This is a genomic window from Agrobacterium sp., from assembly GCF_059499945.1.
This window is the reverse complement of the sequence record NZ_JCABZP010000014.1, coordinates 97102-119470: the sequence shown is the minus strand read 5'-3', so window position 1 is coordinate 119470 and position 22369 is coordinate 97102. Positions and strand designations below refer to the sequence as shown.

At 59.3% G+C, this 22369-nt stretch carries 25 protein-coding genes; 15 read left to right on the top strand and 10 right to left on the bottom strand.

Annotation, left to right across the window (positions count from 1 at the left end; all coding sequences use genetic code 11):
• The first annotated feature begins 71 nt into the window (after positions 1–71).
• From AC5I5B_RS12280 to AC5I5B_RS12220, 13 genes are all read left to right on the top strand, one after another.
• Positions 72–974, top strand: coding sequence for an alpha-D-ribose 1-methylphosphonate 5-phosphate C-P-lyase PhnJ (locus tag AC5I5B_RS12280; protein ID WP_495752734.1), 903 nt, complete (start codon positions 72–74; stop codon positions 972–974).
• Positions 971–1747 (top strand): phosphonate C-P lyase system protein PhnK, encoded by a 777-nt coding sequence (phnK, locus tag AC5I5B_RS12275; RefSeq protein WP_003507323.1) that lies wholly within the window; start codon positions 971–973, stop codon positions 1745–1747. The genes AC5I5B_RS12280 and phnK overlap by 4 nt, the downstream gene beginning before the upstream one ends.
• Before the next feature lie 4 nt (positions 1748–1751).
• Positions 1752–2459 (top strand): phosphonate C-P lyase system protein PhnL, encoded by a 708-nt coding sequence (gene phnL, locus AC5I5B_RS12270; RefSeq protein WP_003507321.1) that lies wholly within the window; start codon positions 1752–1754, stop codon positions 2457–2459.
• Positions 2456–3073: a transferase hexapeptide repeat family protein gene (locus tag AC5I5B_RS12265; RefSeq protein WP_003507319.1), complete on the top strand. Its 618-nt coding sequence runs from the start codon at positions 2456–2458 to the stop codon at positions 3071–3073. Before phnL ends, AC5I5B_RS12265 begins: the two co-directional genes overlap by 4 nt.
• 237 nt (positions 3074–3310) lie before the next feature.
• The gene (phnC, locus tag AC5I5B_RS12260) at positions 3311–4171 is read left to right on the top strand and encodes a phosphonate ABC transporter ATP-binding protein (protein ID WP_080865714.1); all 861 of its coding nucleotides are present in this window, start codon (positions 3311–3313) and stop codon (positions 4169–4171) included.
• Between the two features lie 85 nt (positions 4172–4256).
• Entirely contained in the window at positions 4257–5162 is a 906-nt protein-coding gene (phnD, locus tag AC5I5B_RS12255; protein WP_003507314.1) for a phosphonate ABC transporter substrate-binding protein, read from the top strand.
• A 70-nt stretch (positions 5163–5232) separates the two neighbouring features.
• A complete protein-coding gene (gene phnE, locus AC5I5B_RS12250) occupies positions 5233–6219 on the top strand; it encodes a phosphonate ABC transporter, permease protein PhnE (protein ID WP_003507313.1) in 987 nt (328 codons plus the stop codon).
• Complete coding sequence (gene phnE, locus AC5I5B_RS12245; RefSeq protein WP_003507311.1) at positions 6219–7568, top strand: phosphonate ABC transporter, permease protein PhnE; 1350 nt, start codon at positions 6219–6221, stop codon at positions 7566–7568. The genes phnE (AC5I5B_RS12250) and phnE (AC5I5B_RS12245) overlap by 1 nt, the downstream gene beginning before the upstream one ends.
• Positions 7569–7841: 273 nt before the next feature.
• Positions 7842–8540, top strand: a complete 699-nt coding sequence (locus tag AC5I5B_RS12240; RefSeq protein ID WP_162266765.1) for a DUF1045 domain-containing protein — start codon at positions 7842–7844, stop codon at positions 8538–8540.
• Positions 8537–9673 (top strand): alpha-D-ribose 1-methylphosphonate 5-triphosphate diphosphatase, encoded by a 1137-nt coding sequence (locus AC5I5B_RS12235; RefSeq protein WP_003507308.1) that lies wholly within the window; start codon positions 8537–8539, stop codon positions 9671–9673. The genes AC5I5B_RS12240 and AC5I5B_RS12235 overlap by 4 nt, the downstream gene beginning before the upstream one ends.
• Entirely contained in the window at positions 9670–10269 is a 600-nt protein-coding gene (phnN, locus tag AC5I5B_RS12230) for a phosphonate metabolism protein/1,5-bisphosphokinase (PRPP-forming) PhnN (protein WP_003507307.1), read from the top strand. The genes AC5I5B_RS12235 and phnN overlap by 4 nt, the downstream gene beginning before the upstream one ends.
• Before the next feature lie 87 nt (positions 10270–10356).
• Positions 10357–11397 (top strand): AraC family transcriptional regulator, encoded by a 1041-nt coding sequence (locus AC5I5B_RS12225; protein ID WP_111833782.1) that lies wholly within the window; start codon positions 10357–10359, stop codon positions 11395–11397.
• Between the two features lie 367 nt (positions 11398–11764).
• Positions 11765–12010, top strand: coding sequence for a helix-turn-helix domain-containing protein (locus AC5I5B_RS12220; RefSeq protein WP_003507304.1), 246 nt, complete (start codon positions 11765–11767; stop codon positions 12008–12010).
• A 225-nt stretch (positions 12011–12235) separates the two neighbouring features.
• Here AC5I5B_RS12220 and AC5I5B_RS12215 read toward each other — a convergent pair whose 3' ends face one another.
• The 8 genes from AC5I5B_RS12215 to AC5I5B_RS12180 form a co-directional block, all read right to left on the bottom strand.
• The gene (locus AC5I5B_RS12215) at positions 12236–13225 is read right to left on the bottom strand and encodes an Ldh family oxidoreductase (protein WP_087743183.1); all 990 of its coding nucleotides are present in this window, start codon (positions 13223–13225) and stop codon (positions 12236–12238) included.
• A gap of 133 nt (positions 13226–13358) precedes the next feature.
• Positions 13359–14285 (bottom strand): TonB family protein, encoded by a 927-nt coding sequence (locus AC5I5B_RS12210; protein ID WP_003507301.1) that lies wholly within the window; start codon positions 14283–14285, stop codon positions 13359–13361.
• Positions 14282–14767, bottom strand: a complete 486-nt coding sequence (gene exbD, locus AC5I5B_RS12205) for a TonB system transport protein ExbD (protein WP_495752733.1) — start codon at positions 14765–14767, stop codon at positions 14282–14284. The genes AC5I5B_RS12210 and exbD overlap by 4 nt, the downstream gene beginning before the upstream one ends.
• Positions 14768–14773: 6 nt before the next feature.
• Positions 14774–15931 carry a tonB-system energizer ExbB gene (gene exbB, locus AC5I5B_RS12200; protein ID WP_162695470.1) on the bottom strand — a complete coding sequence of 386 codons (1158 nt, stop codon included), beginning with the start codon at positions 15929–15931 and terminating at the stop codon, positions 14774–14776.
• A gap of 193 nt (positions 15932–16124) precedes the next feature.
• Complete coding sequence (hutC, locus tag AC5I5B_RS12195) at positions 16125–16862, bottom strand: histidine utilization transcriptional repressor HutC (protein ID WP_111833783.1); 738 nt, start codon at positions 16860–16862, stop codon at positions 16125–16127.
• Positions 16863–16897: 35 nt separating this feature from the next.
• The gene (locus AC5I5B_RS12190; protein ID WP_087743178.1) at positions 16898–17683 is read right to left on the bottom strand and encodes an ABC transporter ATP-binding protein; all 786 of its coding nucleotides are present in this window, start codon (positions 17681–17683) and stop codon (positions 16898–16900) included.
• Positions 17683–18456, bottom strand: coding sequence for an ABC transporter permease (locus tag AC5I5B_RS12185; RefSeq protein ID WP_111833784.1), 774 nt, complete (start codon positions 18454–18456; stop codon positions 17683–17685). The genes AC5I5B_RS12190 and AC5I5B_RS12185 overlap by 1 nt, the downstream gene beginning before the upstream one ends.
• A gap of 139 nt (positions 18457–18595) precedes the next feature.
• Entirely contained in the window at positions 18596–19537 is a 942-nt protein-coding gene (locus tag AC5I5B_RS12180) for an ABC transporter substrate-binding protein (protein WP_111833785.1), read from the bottom strand.
• 208 nt (positions 19538–19745) lie between these two features.
• Between AC5I5B_RS12180 and AC5I5B_RS12175 the strand changes: the two genes are divergently transcribed.
• Entirely contained in the window at positions 19746–20456 is a 711-nt protein-coding gene (locus AC5I5B_RS12175; protein ID WP_111833786.1) for a YoaK family protein, read from the top strand.
• Positions 20457–20468: 12 nt separating this feature from the next.
• Here the strand turns inward: AC5I5B_RS12175 and AC5I5B_RS12170 are convergent, their stop codons facing one another.
• Positions 20469–20987, bottom strand: a complete 519-nt coding sequence (locus AC5I5B_RS12170) for a hypothetical protein (RefSeq protein WP_107674770.1) — start codon at positions 20985–20987, stop codon at positions 20469–20471.
• A 78-nt stretch (positions 20988–21065) separates the two neighbouring features.
• On the opposite strand from AC5I5B_RS12170, the gene AC5I5B_RS12165 reads away from it, so the two are divergent.
• The gene (locus AC5I5B_RS12165) at positions 21066–21704 is read left to right on the top strand and encodes a trimeric intracellular cation channel family protein (protein WP_099085756.1); all 639 of its coding nucleotides are present in this window, start codon (positions 21066–21068) and stop codon (positions 21702–21704) included.
• Between the two features lie 73 nt (positions 21705–21777).
• Here AC5I5B_RS12165 and irrA read toward each other — a convergent pair whose 3' ends face one another.
• Complete coding sequence (gene irrA, locus AC5I5B_RS12160) at positions 21778–22197, bottom strand: iron response transcriptional regulator IrrA (RefSeq protein ID WP_003507276.1); 420 nt, start codon at positions 22195–22197, stop codon at positions 21778–21780.
• Between the last annotated feature and the right edge of the window lie 172 nt (positions 22198–22369).

Below are 22369 nucleotides of genomic sequence, written 5' to 3'. Positions count from 1 at the left end.
GCAAAGAACACGGCTGCAAGAATTCCAATCTCCATGAGCTTGTACTCCTTTTTTCACAAGGCTAACGCGCAATGCTTAAAGAAGTTTCATTTGACGACGGGCTGGCCGCCTACAACTTCGCCTATCTGGACGAACAGACCAAGCGGATGATCCGCCGGGCGATCCTGAAAGCCATCGCCATTCCCGGTTATCAGGTCCCCTTCGCTTCCCGCGAAATGCCCATGCCCTATGGCTGGGGCACCGGCGGCGTGCAGCTGACAGCCTCCATCCTCGGTCCCGACGATGTACTCAAGGTCATCGACCAGGGCGCCGACGACACCACCAACGCCGTCTCCATTCGCGCCTTCTTCCAGAAGGTGGCGAATGTTGCCGTCACCACCCGCACGAAGGATGCGACCATCATCCAGACGCGGCACCGTATTCCGGAAGAGGAGCTGCATTCGGGCCAGGTCCTGGTCTATCAGGTTCCGATCCCCGAGCCCTTGCGCTTCCTGGAGCCACGCGAGACCGAAACCCGCGTCATGCACGCGCTGGAAGAATATGGCCTGATGCATGTCAAGCTTTACGAGGACATCGCCCGCAACGGTCGCATCTCCACCACCTACGCCTATCCGGTGAAGGTTGCCGGGCGTTATGTTATGGATCCATCCCCGACCCCGAAATTCGATAATCCGAAAATGCATCTCTCGGACGCATTGCAGCTGTTCGGCGCCGGGCGCGAAAAACGCATCTATGCCGTGCCGCCCTATACGGACGTCGTCAGCCTCGATTTCGAGGACCATCCGTTCGAGATCCAGCGCTTTGACAAGCCCTGTGCGCTGTGCGGTGGCGAGAATGTCTATCTGGACGAGGTAGTGCTGGACGACAAGGGCGGGCGGATGTTCGTCTGCTCCGATACCGACCATTGCGAGGACCGCCGCGCCCATGGCCACAAGGGCCATCTGCTGGCGGATGTGAGGGAGGCTGCAGAATGACCGACGCACCGCTTTTGAAAGTCAGGGACGTCTCCAAATATTATGGCGACCGCGCCGGTTGCCGCAACGTCTCCTTCGAGCTTTACCCGGGTGAGGTTCTGGCCATTGTCGGCGAATCCGGTTCCGGCAAGACGACACTGCTCAACTGCATTTCCACCCGGCTCATGCCAACGGCCGGCAGCGTGGAATATCGCATGCGCGACGGCTCGGTGCGTGATCTCTACCATATGGGCGAGGCCGAACGGCGTTTCCTGATGCGGACCGACTGGGGTTTCGTGCACCAGAACCCGGCGGATGGACTGCGCATGGCGGTTTCGGCCGGCGCCAATGTCGGCGAGCGGCTGATGGCTGTCGGCAACAGGCATTACGGCAATATCAGGCAATCGGCCAGCGAATGGCTGGAGCGGGTGGAAATCGGCACCGACCGTATCGACGACCAGCCCCGCGCCTTCTCGGGTGGGATGCGCCAGCGCCTGCAGATTGCCCGCAACCTCGTCACCTCGCCGCGCCTCGTCTTCATGGATGAGCCGACCGGTGGCCTCGATGTCTCCGTGCAGGCGCGTCTGCTCGATCTGGTCCGCGGCCTCGTCAATGATCTCGGTCTCGCCGTTGTCGTCGTCACCCATGATCTCGCAGTCGCACGGCTGCTGTCTCACCGCATGATGGTGATGAAGGGCGGCGATGTCATCGAGCACGGCCTGACCGACCGGGTGCTGGACGATCCACGCGAGCCCTACACGCAACTGCTTGTTTCCTCCATTTTGCAGGTTTGACGCCATGACGACGCCTCTCATCGTTTCGGAAGTCTTCAAAAGCTTCACCATGCATCTTCGCGACGGCATCGAGCTGCCTGTCGTCCGCGACGTCAATTTCTCAGTCTGCAGCGGCGAATGTGTCGTGCTCGGCGGTCCTTCGGGCATCGGCAAAAGCTCGATCCTGAAAATGCTCTATGGCAATTACGCCATCGACAGCGGGCAGATTCTCATCCGCCATGAGGGTGAGGTCGTCGATATCGGCAATGCCTCGCCGCGCAAGATTCTCGATATCCGCCACCGCACCATCGGTTATGTCAGCCAGTTCCTGCGTACCGTGCCGCGTGTCGCGGCCATCGACGTCGTTGCCGAGCCGCTTCTGGCGCGCAAGGTTGCCACTGAGGTTGCGCGCGAACAGGCGGCAGCATTGCTTTCGAAGCTCAACCTGCCGCGGGAACTATGGTCACTGCCGCCGGCAACCTTTTCGGGCGGTGAGCAGCAGCGCGTCAACATCGCGCGCGGTTTCATCACCGATCATGCAATCCTGCTTCTCGATGAGCCGACGGCTTCGCTCGACGCCACCAACCGGCGCGTTGTGGTGGACATGATCCGGGAGAAAAAAGAAAAGGGCACGGCGCTGCTCGGCATCTTCCACGACGAAGAGGTGCGCGAAGCCGTGGCCGACCGAATTCTCGACGTTTCGCAATTCTCCCCCCGGAAGGCCGCAGCATGAGCGTGAAAGTCGGTCTCGAACCCGTCATCCACGAAAGCGCACGCGTCACCAATTCCTCGATCGGCCGCTACACCGAAATCTCGGAACGCTGCCGCATCGAGGAAGTCGAGATGGGCGATTACTCCTATGTCATGCAGGATGGTGCGATATGGTGCGCCACCATCGGCAAATTCGTCAATATCGCCGCTTCCGTCCGGATCAACGCTACCAATCACCCGATGCAGCGGGCGACGCTGCATCATTTCACCTATCGCGCTCACAGCTATTGGGACGACGCCGAGGATGAAACGGACTTCTTTGCCGCCCGCCGCGCCAAACGCGTGGTGATCGGCCACGATGTCTGGATCGGCCATGGCGCAACGATCCTGCCCGGCGTCACAGTTGGGAACGGCGCGGTGATCGGGGCGGGTGCGGTCGTCTCGAAAGACGTTGCGCCCTATACCATTGTCGGCGGCGTACCCGCACGGCTGATCCGGGAACGCTTCCCGACGGAGCTGGGCCGGCAAATGGATGATCTGAAGTGGTGGGATTGGGATCACGGAACATTGCGCGTCGCTCTCGACGATTTCCGCAACCTGGATGCCAAGGATTTCGTTGCAAAATATGGTGGGTGAAATCTCACCTCTGGCAAGGCAAGTGCAAATCCCGGGGCGAAACCCCGGGATTTTTGTCGATACACTCTAAAATGCCGGCGAATTTCAACGCCCTGACATGCCTCTCGAGAGCTTCGTCGGCGAACAGGTGGACGCCAAGCCCGGGGAAATCTGTAATATTTTATTCATCAAACTGACATCCCCACTTCACGCGCCGCTGTTACGTCGAACCCCGTCAAAAGAAGATTGGACGGGGAAATGAGCTTTCACCTGAAGCAAGTCACGCGCCGTTTCGGCAAGCACACTGCGGTCGATTCCGTTGATGTCGAGATACCGCAAGGTCAGATGGTCGGCGTGATCGGACGCTCGGGTGCGGGAAAATCGACGCTGCTGCGCATGATCAACCGCCTCGTTGACCCCTCCTCGGGTTCCATTCATTTCAACGACACGGAAGTTTCGGCGTTGAGGGGCGCGGCGCTCCGCAACTGGCAGCGCGACTGCGCCATGATCTTCCAGCAGTTCAATCTGGTGCCGCGCCTTGACGTGCTGACCAATGTCATGCTCGGCCGCCTCAATCACCGTTCGACGGCGCTCAGCCTTTTCAACATCTTCACCCATGAAGAGCGGCTGATGGCGATCGCCGCGCTGGAGCGACTGGGCATCGAACATGTGGCCATGCAGGCGGCGGGCACGCTTTCCGGCGGCCAGCAGCAGCGTGTCGCCATTGCGCGTGCGCTGATGCAGTCTCCGAAGATGGTGCTGGCCGATGAGCCGATTGCTTCGCTCGATCCGCTGAACGCCAAGATCGTCATGGACGCGCTGCGCGACATCAATGAGCGCGAAGGCATCACCGTCATCACCAACCTGCATACGCTGGATACGGCGCGCAATTATTGCGAACGTATCATCGGCATGTCGCAGGGCCGCGTCGTCTTTGATGGCACGCCGGCTGACCTGACGGCTGCGGCGGTCGCGGAAATCTACGGCACCGATTCACACGGAGCCGGCATCGACGAGACCATGACCTCAACCAGCATCAATATTCCCGGCGCGCAGCTTCCCGCCCGTCCGGTACAGCAATCTGCCGGTCCCGAACCGCTGGCTCTCGCCGGGCTCTGAGGAACCGCTCAGCATCGTTTGCGCCCGCGTCAAGGGCCGGTATTTCAAAACAAACTCCGGCTCGCCGGGAAACAGGAGAAAGTCCATGTTGAAGAAAGTCCTTCTTTCGGCAGTCGCCCTTGGCGTTCTGGCCGGTTCCGCCATGGCTCAGGACGTCAAGGTTCTGCGCATCGGTCTCGACGGTTCCGAAAACGAAGCCGACATGATCCGCAGCACGAAATGCGTTGCCGATGGCCTGAAGGCCGCGACCGGCGTTTCCGAAGTTCAGGTTTTCCCGTCGCCGGACTATAACGGCGTCATTCAGGGCCTGCTCGGCGGCACCATCGACATCGCCTCCATGGGCGCTTCCTCCTACGCCAAGATCGCGCTCGCAGACCCCAAGGCCGTCGATCCGATCCTGACCTATACGGGTTCTGACGGTTCCAGCGGTTATTACACCATCATGGTTGCCCGCAAGGACAGCGGCATCAAGAAGCTTGCAGACGCCAAGGGCAAGAAGATCGGTTTCGCCGACCCAGATTCCACTTCTGGCTTCCTCGTTCCGAACGTCGCCATCCCGAAGGAAACCGGCACGCCGATCAAGGAATTTTTCGCTGAAACCGGCTTCGGCGGCGGCCATGAGAACCTCGTTCTCGCCGTTCTCGACAAGAAGTTCGACGTTGGCACCACCTTCGGTTCGGGCGTTGGCAAGTGGGAAGAAGGCTACTCGGGCGGCAACCTTCACCAGATGGTGAAGAAGGGCAACCTCGACATGGACGATATCGTCGAAGTCTGGAAGTCGCCGCTGATCCCGAACGGCCCGCTGATGGTCGCCAACAAGCTCGGCGACAGCATGAAGAAGAAGGTCGAAGACTTCTTCATGGAACTGCCCAAGAAGGACCTCGCCTGCTTCCAGGGTTACACGCAGGGCAAGAACACCGCTTACATCAAGGTTGATCCGTCCTTCTACCAGACGATCGTCGACGCCCGTAAGTCCGTTATCGGCGGCTGATCCTGACCCACCGTTCCGAAAGCGGCGGTGCCTTGCGGCATCGCCGTTTTTGCCAATAAAGGAAAGCGGCATGGCGACCACACTGCACCATGGTATCCTCACGCCCGAGGGATTGAGCGCATCGTCCCAGACGGTCATGCGCCACTATCAACAGCAGCTTGCGACGCGGCGGATTTATACTGCCATTTCGCTCGTGATCTTTCTCGTCATCCTCGCCGCCTCGCTGAATTTCGCCAATGCGGCCAATTCAGGCAAGTTCTTCGAGCGCCTGCCGTATTTTTTCGATTTCATGAAAACCTTTGTGCCCGATAGTCCGATGGAAATCGTCCGGGCGATGTTCGACCTGCCGTCGCCCTATGACAACGGCTCGATGAAATATAATTATATTGCGGATCGTGTTTACATCACCGACAGTTTCTACATACCGCATTTCATCTACCAGCTGATCATTACCCTCAACATCGCACTCGTCTCGACCATCATCGGTACAGGCTTCGCCTTCGTGCTCTGCTTCTTCGCCTCCACCAACCTCGTCGGCGCCGGCCTCGTGCGCTGGGTGGTGCGCCGGGTGATGGAAGTGCTGCGCGCCTTTCCGGAAATCGTCGTTGCCGGGCTGCTCACCGCCATCCTGTCGATCGGTCCGATCGCGGCGATCATCGCGATTTCGGTCCACACGATCGGTGCGCTAGGCAAGCTCTTCTTCGAAGTGGTGGAAAATGCCGACATGAAGCCGGATGAAGGTCTGCGCGCCGCCGGCGCCAACTGGCTGGAGCGGGTGCGTTTCGCCATCGTGCCGCAGGTTCTGCCCAATTTCGTTTCCTACGCCTTGCTGCGCGCCGAAATCAACGTACGCGCCTCCACCATCATCGGTGCGGTCGGCGGCGGCGGCATCGGTGAGGTCTTTCGGCTGTCGATTGGCAACGATCATGCGTCGAAAACCTATGCCATCATCATCCTTCTGCTGATCACCATCATCGCCGTAGACCAGTTTTCCAGCTGGCTGCGCCGCAGGCTGATCGGCCAGCAATCCTTCGAATTCGGACGGGGAGCGGCCTGATGTCGTCCAGCTTCATTCTCAACACCGCCGACCGCGAAAGATTGACGGCTGCACATCCGCAGGTGTTCAACCGCAGTTTCATGCAGCGATATGGTCTGCTCGTCGGCCTTCTCGCCGTCACTGCCTATCTCATCGGCTGCTTTTTCTTTTTCAATGTCGGTCCGGCTTTCATGCAGGGCCGCTGGGATCGCGCCTCGAGCTATATTCAGGACTGGTACTCCTGGCGCGCCCAGCCACGCCTTCGTTTCGAAGACGGCAAGGTTCAGCCGCAATGGTCGAGCCGCGGTCAATATCCGACAAATGCAAAGATCGACTGGCTGCAGCCTTTGCCGGATGGCGGCTATAGCGTCGTTTATGCGGGCTCGGACAACCGCCTCGACGTGACGCCGACACGGGTGGATGTTTATGTCGACGGCAAGAGCTACCCTGTTGTCATCAACGACGATGCAGCGGTCGCACCACAGGGCCTGCCCGACGAAATCCAGCAGGACGGCAAGAAGGTCCTCGTGCATTACGGTTTTGCTGGTCAGGCGGAAATCCGCGCCAGCCAGGTCTATGTGCAGCGCCGCTTCCTCGGATGGGCGAACTTCCTGTTCGACACCAAATCGGAATTCTGGGGCAAGGGTTATGGCGAACTCGCCGCTCTCGCACTGTGGGGAGAGAGGCTCGATCCCGAGCGCTCCAATATCGGCCACATGGTCGATGATTTCCTCGACAACAGCGTCTGGCAACATGCCGATATTCTTTCCAAGCTGATGCAGACGCTGGTCATGGCCTTTGTCGGCACGCTGTTCGGTACAGTCGTCGCCCTGCCGCTCGCCTTTATCGCCGCGCGCAACATTACCGCCAACAAGGCCGCAAACTGGGGCATGAAGCGCCTGTTCGACTTCCTGCGCTCGATCGACATGCTGATCTGGGCGCTGTTCTTCACTCGCAGTTTCGGCCCCGGACCGATCCCCGGCATTGCCGCGATCTTCTTCACCGATACAGGAGCGTTGGGCAAGGTCTATGCTGAGGCGCTGGAGAATGTCGATGACAAGCAGCGCGAGGGCGTCAAATCGGTCGGCGCATCCCCGATTGCCGTCAATCGTTTCGGTGTGCTGCCGCAGGTTCTGCCGGTCTTCATTTCGCAATCGCTTTATTTCTGGGAAAGCAACACGCGCTCCGCCACCATCATCGGTGCGGTGGGTGCGGGCGGCATTGGTCTTAAACTACTGGAAGCGATGGGCACCAATGCCGACTGGGACAAGGTCGCCTATATGGTTCTGCTTATCCTCCTGGTCGTTTTCCTGTTCGACCATATCTCTAACTCACTGCGTTCGCGCCTGATCGGCAAAACACAGCACTGAGCTTTGATGGGGTGGGATGACGAAAGTCGCAACGACGTTCGTCATCCCATCAGGACACTCGCGCAGTCCTTATTTCTGCCAGCCGCACCGCCTCGTCAGGTCCTTCTGTGTCTTCGGCATATTCTGAAGATTTGCCGCATTTCGAATGCGCTTTTTTCCTTCCGCATCATCATTCTGTCACGGAAACCGATTACCTCGCACTCCTGACCTTGCGGGAAGCGGGCGAGTCACGCCAAATAGCTTCTCATCCCTGGTTTCCCATGACACTGAAGAGTGCTTGCCGTGCGCTACGCCATCTATTTTTCTCCGGCTAAAGATCATCCGTTGACCGAGGCAGCGTCACGATGGCTGGGCCGCAATGCATTTTCCGGCACATTGCATGACGACCACGACGACTATGCCGAGATGACGGAGGAGCCTCGCCGCTACGGTTTCCACGCGACGCTGAAGGCTCCTTTCGAACTTGCCGAAAAATACAGCGAAGCGGAGCTGCTCTCGGCGTTTGAAGATTTCGCAGCCAGCCAGTCCGTCTTCGAGATTCCGCGCGTCGTTGTCGGTGCGCTAGGGCCTTTTTACGCACTGGTCCCCGACCGCATCTATCAGCCGCTGCAGGATTTTGCCGCCGAGATCGTCGACCATTTCGACCGGTTTCGTGCACCCCTCTCGGAGACCGATATTGCCCGTCGGCGGCCACAGATGCTGACGGAAAGCCAGCGGCAAAATCTGTCGCTCTGGGGTTATCCGCATGTCATGGATGATTTTCGTTTTCACATGACGCTGACCGGCCGCATCGATGAAACCGAACAGCCCGCCATGCAAGAGGTGCTTTCGGCGCGGTTTTCCGAATTCGTTGACAAGCCTCTCACTATTTCCGGCCTCGCTTTGTTCATTGAAGAAACGCGCGGCGCACCCTTTACCGTTCATAGCTGGCACCCCCTTGGCCAGCCACCAAAGAAAGATGCGAACCCATGACCGAGCACGCCCTTTCCAATGCCCGTATCGTTCTGGAAGACGATATTATTCTGGGATCCGTCCTGATCCGTGACGGCAAGATTGCCGATATCAGCGAGGGCGCTTCCAAAACCGGCGAAGACCTTGAAGGTGACTTTCTGATCCCCGGTCTGGTGGAACTGCATACCGACCATCTGGAACAGCATTATTCGCCGCGTCCCGGCGTGATCTGGGACAAGATTGCCGCCATTCAGGCGCATGACGCGCAGGTGGCCGCCTCCGGCATCACCACCGTGTTCGACTGCCTGCGGCTTGGTTCGGATGAGGATGGCGGCTTCGAGAAGGGCGAAATGCGGGAGATGGCTGACGCCATCGAGGCGGCAGCCGATCAGAACCGCCTGCGCGCAGACCACCTGCTGCATCTGCGCTGCGAAGTGGCGTCCGCCGACGTACTGGACCATTTCGAAGACTTCGAAACGGATCCGCGCGTACGGCTGATTTCGTTGATGGACCACTCCCCGGGTCAGCGCCAGTTCCAGTCCATGGATCAGTATATCTTCTATTATCAGAAGAAGCGCGGATTGAGCGACGAGGCTTTCGCCGAATTCGTGCGGCGCCGGCAGGCCGCGTCAGCGGAATATTCCACCAAGCACCGCGATTATCTGGCCGCCCGCTGCGCCGAACGCGGCATCACCGTTGCGAGCCATGACGACGCCACCGAAGCACATGTAGGCGAAGCGATCGGCCACGGCGTGAAGCTGGCGGAATTCCCGACCAGCGTCGAAGCCGCAAAAGCCTCACACAGCGCCGGCATGAGCGTACTGATGGGTGCGCCGAACATCGTTCGCGGCAAGTCCCATTCCGGCAATATCGCCGCCCGCGATCTCGCCGAGATCGGCGTGCTGGATGTTCTTTCTTCCGACTACGTGCCGTTCAGCCTGCTCTTCGCACCGTTCCTGCTTGCCGACCAGGTGGAAGCCATCACCCTGCCGGAAGCGCTGCGCATGGTCACCGCCACGCCCGCCCGGACTGTTGGCCTACTTGATCGCGGTCGTATTGCGACGGGATTGCGGGCCGATCTGGTCCGGGTTCACCGCGAGGATGGCGTGCCGGTCGCCCGTTCCGTCTGGCGTCAGGGCAAGCGCGTGGCATGACCGACGATGGGCATGATAGCCGGCGCGAACAATCGCCCGGTACGATGATCGTGGTTGTCGGCCCGAGCGGGGCCGGCAAGGACACGCTGATGGATTATGCGGCGACCCAGCTTTCCGGCCGGCCGGGTTTCCACTTCACGCGTCGCGTCATTACCCGCAGCGGCGACGCGGGCGGTGAAAATCACGATGCCGTTTCGATGCACGAATTCAACCGCCTGAAAGATGCAGGCGCCTTCGCGGTTTCCTGGGAGGCACATGGGCTGAAATACGGCATTCCAGCTGCCGTCTATCATCATCTCGACGCGGGAGACGTGGTCATCGCCAACGGGTCACGTTCCGCCCTGCCCCATTTCGGCACCGCCTTTTCCCGTCTCAAGGTCGTGAACATCGTCGCACAGCCGGACGTGCTGGCAAGGCGGCTGGAGCAGCGCGGACGGGAAAGCCGGGAAGATATTCTCCGACGGCTGGAACGCAGTTCCCTGACGGTCGTCGGCGACTTCGACGTGACGACCGTCGATAATAGCGGCGCAATCGAAGACGCCGGCAAAACCATCCTGCGGCTATTGCAGCAGAGTGTCGGCTCCAGCCGTACTTAGAATCCCGCAGCCGGGCTGCTCGACAAACGCTGTCTCAGGGCTTACCATCAGGCGACAATTTCCAAACATGGTACGCCAAGGCGAGGGATGCCTGAAAAAAGGGTCAGTGACGAGATAAGTGTGGTGGCCGGTCTGGCTGCCGGCGTCAGCAATTATGCCCGGTCACGGGGCATCGATATCACTCCCATCTGCAAGGCTCTTGATATTGATCCCGCCACATTCAGCAGCCTGACGGAACGCATCAGCCTCGATAGATTTTCCCGTCTGCTCGAAACCTGCGCACTGATTTCCGGTGACGACGCCTTTGGCCTGCAATGCGCCTCCGCCTTTCCAGCGGGTGCATCCGGCGCGTTCGGATATGGCCTGATCAGCGCGCCGACGGTACGGGCCTTCCTGCGCTTTCTTCAGGACCATGTCTATTACGCCACCAACAACAGCAATTTCACCATGGTAACGGATGCCACGCAAGTAACCCTGTCATGGTCCTTCGCACCGGTGATTGCCAAACGCGATCAATATGTGGATTTGTCGCTCGCCGTCCTGGTACAGCGCCTCCGTGATATTCTCGGAGATCGTATCAACCAGATCGAGATCGGTCTGGAGCGGCCGAAACCGAATAATATTCAGCTATTTAAAGAAAAAATGACCAGACGCGTCAGTTTTTCCCAGCCGATCCATACCATGCGTCTTCCGGTATCGCTTCTCGATGTGGTCAATCCGAATACGGATGAGCGGCTGTTCGAACTGATGAATCTGCAATGCCGCATGTTGCGACCGGAGACATCGGCGGATGCGACCCATTTCATCGACCAGGTGAAGCGGTATATGCAGATGCGGCTCTCGGATGCCGAGCTTTCGCTCAGCGAGATCGCTCCCTATTTCAACCTGTCGGAACGGAGTTTTCAACGGCGGCTCGCTGAGCTCGGCACCAATCTCAACGAGATAAAGGATGCCATTCGCAAAAACGCCGGTTTTAAACTCCTCGTGGAAAGCGATCTTCCGGTATCCGACATCAGTTACAGGCTCGGCTATTCGACGCCAGGTGCGTTTTCGCGTTCCGTTTCCCGCTGGTTCGGGGCAACACCGACGGACATTCGCAAGAAACACGCGCATCATTCCATCGGATGATACATGTTTACGGTATCAATATTTCGGAATGACGCATTTAATTTGAGAAATATGTCGCCTCTCATCGCAATATGTGCCGAAACATAACAATAAAACGAAAAACTTGGCGCGAGATGTTATTCTATCGGCGTAGTACATCGCCTATTAGAGCGCCGCATATCCCTAGGGTGTGGCCAAAAACATTCAGAGCTTGGAAGCTCCGCGCCGCGGCCTTTTACTGCATAATTCCCGATGCCAGATGAAACCTATTGGCGAAACTAACGTTTCTGTTCGCGTCTAGACAGAGCGGTTAGCGAGCTGGTTTCGGGGAATGAATCATTGCCTGATCGTGCCCCGGGAAGGTCAATCTCTTTTGAGGCTGAAAGAAATGTCTTCAAATACGCCGCATGAACATCGCCAGACACGCGAAATCATCCTTTCGGAGCGTGAGCGGCAATATCTCGGGCTGGTGGCGAGAGGCAAGCATCCCTCCCACGTCGCCTTGATTACAGGTGCGGACGAAGCAGACGTGAAGGATACTCTTGAACGCGTGCGCCAAAGGCTGGGCGCGGCCAATCTGCTGAATGCCGTCAGCATCGCACTGCTGCGCGGCCTGATCGAACAGGAAGCGTAGTCACCACCTGCTCAAGTCCAAGCTTACGCGAACGTCCCCTCCCGTAAGCTGAAAACCGAATGAGCGGCTTTCTGCGTCAAAATCCTTCCATATCAATGGCGGGATGGCGGACCAAAGGTGGGCTGGACATGATGTCCCGCCCTATCGACGCAGATGCAAAGCAGCCATTTACGGTTTGCCCGGCGGGTCCTATTCGACCCGCCGGGTTTTATTATTGTGGGGACTTTAGAGCGATTGAATTTCGGCCAGAATATCGCTTTCGATCACGATGCCGCTTTCCAGCGCCTGTTTGCGAATACCCTGACTGCGACGACCGGGCAGACGCACATTTTCCTGTTTTTCGATCTCGCCGGCGATAAGCGCCAGCCGCTCGGTAAAGGCCGCGCCGCCCGACGATACCGGGTCAATGGCGATGATCGTGTGGCCGAGGGAGGGCGGAGCGCCCTTGTCGTCCAGAAGCGAAGAAGCCTGGAATGCGAAATTCCCGCCGGTAATCGCGGCGGCCATGATCTCTACCATCAACGCCAGCGCAGCACCCTTGGCCTCACCTGCGGGCACCATAGTACCCTCTATGGCCTCTTCGGGATCGGTCGTCGGCCGGCCGTTTCTGTCGAGCGCCCAGTCGCCGGGGATCGTTTCACCCTTCTGGCGGGCGGCCATGATCTTCCCGCGCGCGACCTTTGAGAGCGCGAGATCGATGACCAGCGGATCGGCGCCGCCGACGGGGGTGGCGAAGGCGATTGGATTGGTTCCATAAAGCGGTTTACTGCCGCCCCAGGGCGCCATGGATGCGGGCGCGTTGGCGAACATGAGCGCTACAAGACCCATTTCGGCGAGCCGCTCGACGGTCAGCGCCATAACACCGGCATGATGGGAGCGGTGGATCGCGGCGAGCGCGATGCCCTGCTGCCGGGCCATTTCAGGCAACTCCCCAAGGGCGCAATCGATCGCCGGATAGGCATAACCGTGATTGGCGTCGATGGAGAGCACACCCGGCTTCACGCGCGTCGCCACCGGACGCGCCTTGCCATCAACCTTTCCAACCCGCGCCTGGCGGACATAGACGGGGATGCGACGAAAACCGTGTCCGCTCTGGCCAGCCGCCTCGGAGGCGACAAGTGCCTTCGCCACCGAACGGGCGTTTTGCGGCAGAACGCCGTTGCGCTCAAAGATAGAGGATACGAGATCCTCCGCCTCTGCGATTGAGAATTTCATTCCGGAATGCCTCTGCTTGTGAAGTCGACAAGACCTACACCATCAAAAACATTCGCGAAATGTTATTCACGCCCAAACCGGGCCGCGCGCGAGGAATAGTGAACATACCCAAGGGGTGACTTAAGCGGGCGGCCTAGCGGATGCTGATCGGCAATGTGATCGTTTTGTTTGCGTCCGGAGGCGGAGCAGGCACGGGTGAGGCGCTCTGAATCCATGCCGTAATCTGCTGGTCGATCGAGGAATCGCCTGTGGACTGCACAACGCTGACCCCGCTGATGGCGCCAGCATCATTGACCCTGAAGCGAACCGTCGCAGTCATAGCATCACTGCGCAGCGACCGGGGCTTGCGCCGTTGAATATGCGAACGGACCTTCGATCCCCATTTCGCCGGCGAGGCGGACGAGGACGAGAAAAAGCCGGCATTGCTGCGCGATGCCGCCGTCCGGTCGGACTGCTGGGCTTCTGCTTTCGCCGTTTCACGCAGTTCCGATGCCTGTTGCGGTTTGGGACGCTGGCGCTCGACCTTCTTTTTCTCTTCCGGCTCTTTCTTTTCCACCTTCTTTTCGACAGGTGGCGGCGGAGGCCGTATGACGGGCAAGGGAACCTCGACATTTTCGAGTTCCGCCATCATCTGCTCCTGGACGGGATCGATCGGCTCCACCGGCTCGGGAATTTCCTGCGGTTCGACGATCTCCTCGACCGGCGGTTCCGGTGGCTGCACGGGCTCTGGCGGCGGCGTTTCCGCCACCGGCTCCGGTGGCGGCGGCTCTTCGGGGGCTGCTTCCTCCACCGGTTCGCTGCTGTCGCTCTTTACCTCTTCGGCGTCTTCGACATCCTGCGCCTGCGTCGTTTCTTCGGTGTTGACGGCTTCCGGTATCGCCGCCATTTCGATCATGATCGCGGCAGGCGGCGGCCCGCCAGCATCCAGCTCCTCCGGCTCCTGCATCAGATAATAGGCAAACCCGGCATGAACGCTCAGCATGAGCACCGCCGCGGCGGACCACAGCGTCACTTCCCCGAGACGGGAATGCCGGGCCTGCGGATAGCCGTTTTCACTCATGGCGCGGTTCCCTGCCCCGCCGGCGCTGCTGGTTGGCCAGCGGCAGCGGGCTGCGATGCGGCAGCCGCGTTTTCCAGCCCTACAAGGGCGATCTTCAGATAGCCGGCATCTCTCAGCAGGTTCATGATTTCCATGAAGTGACCATAATCAACCGCTTTATCGGCGCGCAGGAAGATGCGCGTATCCTTCTTGCCACCCGTCTGCCGGTCGATAGCTGCCGCCAATGCTTCGCGGGCAACCGCATCATTGCCGAGATTGAGCGACAGATCGTCCTTGAAAGTCAGATAGAGCGGCTCTTCCGGGCGCTCCGCCGGTTTGGCGGTGGATGCCGGCAGATCGACATTCACATCAACGGTGGCGAGCGGTGCGGCCACCATGAAGATGATGAGCAGAACAAGCATCACGTCGATGAAGGGCGTGACGTTGATCTCGTGGTTTTCGGAGAGATCGTCTCCGCTATTTTCGCGAATGCCGCCAGCCATGACCGATCACCGTCCAACCAGCGACACGGCGGGCTTGCTGGCGCTGCCCGGCGGAATGCGGCGGAAATCGAGGTCGCGGCTGACAAGGCGTTCCACGCCGGCTGCGGCATCCGCCAGCAGATGGCGGTATCCGGTGATGGAGCGGGCGAAGACGTTGTAGATTACAACGGCCGGAATAGCGGCGACGAGACCGATGGCGGTAGCGAGCAGCGCCTCGGCAATACCCGGCGCGACAACGGCGAGATTGGTGGTCTGCGATTCCGAAATGCTGATGAAAGAGTTCATGATGCCCCAGACGGTGCCGAACAGGCCGACAAAGGGGGCGGTGGAACCGATGGTCGCCAGAACACCCGTTCCGCGCGACATACGGCGACCCGCATGGGTTTCGATACGCGACAGCGCCGAAGAGACACGTTCCTTGATGCCGCCGCCATCCGTGTGTTCGACCACCGCGTCGGAAAGCTGCATTTCATGGGTCGCCATACGCAACATCAGCGCTGCCGGGCCGCCCTTCTTCTCGACGGCCTCGGTGGCCTCGTTCAAGGTTTTTGCCCTGCGAATGACCTTGAGCGTCGCGCCGGCGCGCACCCGCGCACCCGCAAGCTCAACTGATTTTGCTACCCAGACCGTCCAGGTGACCAGTGATGCGAAGGCAAGACCGATCATCACGCCCTTCACGACCCAGTCCGCCGCCATGAACATGCCCCAGGGAGACAGGTTATGCGGGATATCCGCACGATGTTCGGCGCTTGCGGGCACAGCGCTGACAGGCTCTATCGGGGTCGCGGCTTCATTCGGCGCGGCCGTCTGGTTCGTCTGCACGGGCTGCGTCGGCTGCGGCGCGGTATCTGTCGCTGGCTGTGTGGGTGCAGGCTGGGCCTGTGCGGGTTCAGTTGACGAGGGCTGCGACGGTGCGCTAGCGGCCGGCTGTTCCGGCGCTGTCGCGGAAGGCTGAACGGGCGCGGTGGCCGGAGCACTCGGTGTTGCAGGCTGAACCGCTTGCGTTTGCGGTGCCGGCTGTATCTGGGTTTCCGATGCCGTCTGAGCGAAAACCGCGCCGGCGCTTAAGCCGGCCAGCAAGGTGACAGCCATGGCAAGGGAGAGATGCCGTGTTGTATTTGCCCTGTTGAAAGATGCGGAGGAAGTTGAGGTCTCAGCTGACATAATTTTTATCCCGGATTTCCGTCGATGAACTCATCCGCAGATTGACCGGTTCCTTAAAACCGGGGTCATGAACGGATGCCGTCGTGAAAGCTTGACGTTCCGATAATAAACCTGAGTTCTTTTGACAACTATTATATTGTCAAAAGACGACCCGTAAACTCTTCTTTACAAAAAATTGACCGTCCGGGCGGCCTCAGGCGTTTTGCGAAGGTGAAAACTGCGCCACCAGGGCATGCCGGTCTCCGGGATAGGTCACCCGGACGCTGGTGATGTAATCCGCACCATGCCAGGTGCGGCGATGGATGACGAGGCAGGCCGCACCGGACACAATGCCCAGCGCCGCCGCATTTTTACGGTCGGCGGAAACGGCGCTGATGCGATGTTCGGCGGCGCTCCAGGGCACCATTTTCAGCAGCCAAGTACCCGGCCCGATCTGTGAAAAATCCGCTGCCTCCGCCTCCGCAACGGCGGTGACATTGATGATGCGTTCCTCGAGGCAAAAGGGAACGCCGCCGGCAAAATGCGTGCAGGTGAGTTCCAGAACCGGGGCATCCGTGGCAAGCGCCATGGCCGCGCCATCTTCTTGCCCCGCAGGGCGCAGCCGCCGTCTGTCGAGACGGTAGCCGTAAACGAGGCCGAGGGCCTGCACCTCCCGCTCGATATCGTGGATTTCCAGCACAGCCGATTGCGCATGGGGCTGGCGAACGAAAGTGCCGAGACGACGGCGTCTTTCAATCAGGCCACGCTGCACCAATTCGCTGAGAGCCTTGTTCACCGTCATGCGCGAACAGGCATATTGCCGGGTCATCTCGTGTTCGAAGGGAATACGGTATCCCGGCGGCCATTCGCCCGACATGATGTGGCGCTCGACATCATTGCGGATGCGCTCGTGTAGCGATTTCTCCTGAAGATCGGCGCCTGTGCTCCTCATTCCGATGCTTCCATCCTCCCCTTTTGATGGATCAACTATCCATGGGCAGCGGCGGCAATCGCCTCGCTGCGTATTTCCTCCGTAAGCTTGGCGCGCAGCTCAGAAAATTCCGGGCTGGCCTTCACGGTGTAGTGGCGCGGATGCGGCAGGTCGACCGGAGTGATGGACTTGATACGGCCCGGCCTTGCGGACATGGTCACCACACGCGACGCCATGAAGACCGCCTCCTCGATATCATGGGTGACGAAAATGACCGTCTTCTGCTCCCGCTCCCAGATACCGAGCAACAATTCCTGCATCAGCCCGCGCGTCTGGTTGTCGAGAGCGCCGAAAGGCTCATCGAGCAGCAGGATTTTCGGGCCGTTCGCCAGAGCGCGGGCAATCGCCGTTCTCTGCTGCATGCCGCCGGACAATTGTTTCGGCCAATGGTTTTCGAAGCCGCGCAGGCCGACCTTGTCGATATAGCTATCGACGACCTCCCACTTCTCCTTCTCGGCCACGCCGCGCTCGCGAAGGCCGAAAGCAACGTTTTCGCGGATCGTCAGCCAGGGAAACAGCGTGTAGGACTGGAACACCATGCCGCGATCCGCCCCCGGGCCCGTCACCGCCTTGCCCGACAACAATACCTCGCCCGTCGTCGGACGGTCGAGACCGGCGATGATGCGCAGCAGGGTTGATTTCCCGCATCCCGACGGGCCGAGAACGGTCACGAAATCATTGCGGGGAATATCCAGATCAGTCGGCTGCAAGGCCAGCGTCGGCTGCCCGCCCTGAACGCCGGGAAAGGTGCGGCTGACGCCCTTGATAACGAGTTCGCTCATCAGGCAAGCCTCCAGGCGAAAAGCTTCCGGTTCAGCGATTTGAATGCAAAATCCGAAATAAGGCCGATAATGCCGATGACGATGATGCCGAAGATGATCTGGCCGGTCGCCATCAGCGCTTGGCTGTTGATGATCATATAACCGATGCCCGAGGAGGCGCCGATCAGTTCCGCCACGATGACATAGGTCCAGGCCCAGCCAAGGACGAGGCGGAGGATTTCGGCAATATCGGGCGCATTGGCGGGAATGAGGACACGACGCACCACGCCCCGGTCCTTCGCGCCCAGCGTATAGGCTGCCTCCACCAGATCCCGTCGCGTGCCGGCGACAGCCACGGCCACCATCAGGATGATCTGGAACACTGCACCGATGAAAATCACCAGCAGCTTCTGCATCTCGCCGATACCGGCCCAGAGAATGAGGAGCGGCACGAAGGCGGAAGCCGGCAGATAGCGCGCGAAGGAGACGAAGGGTTCAAGCAGCGCCTCGATGGGCTTATAAGCTCCCATGGCGATGCCAACCGGCACGGCGATGAGCGACGCCAGCACGAAACCACCCACCACGCGCCAGATCGTCATGCCGATATCGCTGGCAAACCCCTGATCGGTCAGAAGATAGATGCCGTCCTTCAGCATGGTAATGGGGTCGGCCAGAAAGGTTGGCGACACGAAGCCGCCCAGCGTGGCAAAGCCCCAGGCGGAGAAAAACAGCACGAAAAACAGGATGCCGAGAAAAATTCTCGTGCTGTTCCTGATGGGTTGAAGAGGTTGCATCTGTCGCCTGTCCGGAAAACCGGCGCGGCACTTTCGCCGCGCCATCAGAACGCCCTGCGCCTTTCGTGACACACAATCGACGCTCTCACTTATCTTTGGCCGCAATATTCCCCGCAGGGAATGCGGCCGCCTTTTTCTGTCACTTGATGAAGGAGGTATCCGCGAGTGTCGAAAGATCGGGTTTCGACTTTATCACGCCGATTTCCAGCAGCAGATCGGCCGATTTTTCAGAGAAGGTCTTAAATTCACCCTCGAAAAATTTCTGGTTGGCGGCCTTGTCCTGCCATTCGAGGAATTTTGCCGATGCGGCAAAGGCCTCGCCCGCCTGCTTCACATCCGCTCCCATCGTCTCATAGGACTTTTCGGGGTCGGACTTGATGAGGTCGAGAGCCTGGAAATAGCTGTCCGCCAGGGCTTTCGCCGCCTGCGGATTGGCCTTCAGGAAATCCGGCGTGCAGCCGAACGTATCCATGACGGCGGGGTAATCCAGCGTCGTCGCAAGGATTTTGCCCTTGTCGGGCGCGGCGCGCACTGTGGAGAGATAGGGCTCATAGGTCATGGCTGCATCGTTCTGACCGGCGACAAATGCCTGCGCGGCCGGTCCCGGCTCAAGGTTGACGACTTTAACGTCTTTGAGCGTCAGACCATTCTCCTTGAGAATCCAGGCAAGGAAGAAATAAGGGGACGTGCCCGGCGCAGACGCTGCAACCGTCTTGCCCTTGAGATCCGTGATCTTCGAGACATCGCTGCGCACCGCAATGCCATCGGCGCCGTGAGACTTGTCCATCTGGAAAATCTGCGTGGATTTCACACCATTGGCATTCCACGCGATCCATGTCTCCACCGTGGTGGCGGCACACTGGATATCACCAGAAGCAAGGGCCAGATGCCGGCTGGCCTGCGGTATCTTCTTGATATCGACCTTCAGGCCATTCTTTTCGAAAATGCCGGCCTGCTTGGCAAGCGTCAGCGGCGCAAAACCAGTCCAGCCGGACATGCCGATCGTTACCGACGTCTCGGCATAGGCTGAAGCGGATGAGACGAGCGCTGCAATGGCGGCGAGAACCCACGTTTTTTTCATGATCTGAACCCCTTTTGATTTATTTTTGTGCGATGTTGTTTTTCGCTTTATTTGAGGCATGGTAGGCAGGGATTTTATATTTGTCTAGACAAAATAGAAGCTTCCGAGCGCCTCCAGAACGATTGCAAACGCACCGCCCGGCATTCTAGACATAGGATAACACGGCCCTCTGCACGGGCATGCTGTTTTTCCATATCGAGCTCTTACCATGACCAGACAAAGACGTCGCAGTATCATCAGGGCAAGGCGAACCGGAACCGGAATTGCGCTGGTTGCCGCCATTTCCTTCATCGCCGGCATGACGGATGCGGTGGGCCTGCATATTTCAGGCGACTTCGTGTCCTTCATGACCGGCAACACCACCCGCGCCGCAGTCTCGATGGAGGCGGGCCTCTATTCCCATGCCGCAAAACTGCTTTTCGCGATCATCGCCTTCGTGGCGGGCAATGCCGGCGGCATCGTGGTGGCGCATAAGTTCGACCGGCGCATCTTTGCCGTCCTGATGGCGGTGGGATCGCTGGTGGTCATTGCCGCGCTGCTCGGCGGCGAGGCTTCCGCTCTCGCGCAATTTTATCTCGTCGTTTTCGCCATGGGAATGGTCAACGCCGCCGTCGAACATATAGAGGGACTACCGATCGGGCTTACCTATGTGACAGGCGCTCTTTCCCGCTTCGGCCGCGGCATTGGCCGTTTTCTTCTGGGCGAACGGAGCCTAGACTGGGGCATTCAGATCGTGCCCTGGCTCGGGATGATCAGCGGCGCGATCTGCGGCGCCATTCTGGGCGCCACGCTGCAGTCCAATGCCCTGTGGGTGGTTGCGGCCACGGTTTTCGCCGTCGCCATCGCCACCTTCATCATTCCGCGCTCGCTTCGGCAGCGCTACAATCAAAGGGTCAAAATACGGCGGATTACGCCATGACAATCGTCGCCGTCACTTTCGCGAGATGGTGACGAATTTCGTGCCGCGCACCCGCACCGTCATCAGGCAGGGCTCCTTGTCGGTCCGCTCGCAATAACGCGGGTGCATCTTCAGCACGAAAACCATGTTGCCGAAACGCTTGATGAAATCATAACCGTAAATCCGGGCGGTAGCGATCATCAGATAACCGCCCTCTTTCACCTGGACGTAGAAATTATAGGGGCATCCCTCTTCGTCGCAGGCACGGCCTTTTTCGCCATCGCAATCGAGAACGCCATGATTGACGACGGCATCCATCAGCCCGTCATTGTTGATATCCAGCCGCGTGACGAAATCGTCGCCGAACGCCGCCACCTTGCACTCGTTGCGGAAATGGTCCTTTTCATAAATCTCGGGATCACTCACCAGCTGCTGCTGCGCCGAGAGTGTCACCGGAAACATCAAGAGAACCAGCACCTGAAGCGCGGCAACGAGAGCGATTCGCACGGCATTTTCCTTTGCATCCGTTTCGGTTATGGATGTTGCGATCATCCGGGCGGCCAGCCTAGAGTTTAGTGCTTGCGCGACACTGACGTGTTCGCAGCCCGTGTTTCCGGGGGGAACCTTTTCATGACGCTTCTAGGTTTTCTCGATTATGCCGGCGTCGCCGTCTTTGCCGCAACCGGCGCGCTCGCCGCCTCGCGCAAGCAGCTCGACCTGATCGGCTTCCTGTTTTTCGCAGCCGCGACCGGCATTGGCGGCGGCACGGTGCGTGATCTCGTACTGGGCAGGACGCCGGTGTTCTGGGTGATAAACCCCACCTATATTCTCGTCTGCGTCTCGGTCGCGGTGCTGCTGTTCTTCACCGCCCATCTTTTCGAATCCCGTTACCGGGTGCTGATCTGGCTCGATGCGCTCGGCCTGTCCGCCTATTGCGTCATGGGAGCAGCCAAGGGTCTTGCCGCCAGCGGCTCCGCAACCGTCGCCATCGTCACCGGCATTCTGACGGCGACATTCGGTGGTGTACTGCGCGATATTCTCGCCGGGGAACCTTCCGTGCTCCTGCGGCCGGAGATCTATATCACCTGCGCGCTTTTGGGCTCCTCCACCTTCATTGTCGTCTATTTTTTCGGCGCACCGCTTTATGCCGCATCAGCGGCGGGTTTTCTGACGGCATTTGGCATCCGGTCCGGAGCGCTGATCTTCGGCTGGACTTTCCCGCCCTACAAGGCCAAGCCAGGCAGGCGGCCAGAAGATGTCATGAAGTGACATAAAACGACCGGTGAAAACAGAAATGGCGCCCATGGGCGCCATTTTCACATCCGTTATCGGACAAAGGGCTTCAGCCACGCTTGCGGCGAAGGCGGATGACCACGTCCACATGGGCGATTTCCATGCCTTCGGGTGCTTCCGGCAGATTGTCGATCTGGAGGTTATTGACGGGAATATCGAGAACCTCGTTCTCGCCCTCCACGAAGAAGTGGTGGTGATCCGAAACGTTGGTGTCGAAATAGGTACGGGCGCCTTCCACAGCGAGAACGCGGATGAGACCGGCTTCGGTGAACTGGTGCAGCGTATTGTAGACCGTGGCGAGAGAAACGGGCACGCCGGCGGTGACCGCCTCATCATGCAGTTCCTCGACCGTCAGGTGGCGATCACCCTTTGCGAAGAGAAGATCGCCCAAAGCCACACGCTGTCGCGTGGGGCGCAGCCCCGAGCGCCGCAGCCTTGTTCCGATATCCAATGTGGCGTCAAATGCCATGCAATCCCATTCCGAGCACAGGAGTAAAACTCATCAATTGCATTAGCATATATCTTTTGCAGCGAGCGCTTTCAATAGTTTCAGCGCCGTCAGGCGCGGCAAATGGCGGCAAACCGGCCATTCTTGCAAATTTCCTCTGGTTCCAGCCGGATGGTTCCTGTATGCGGACGGC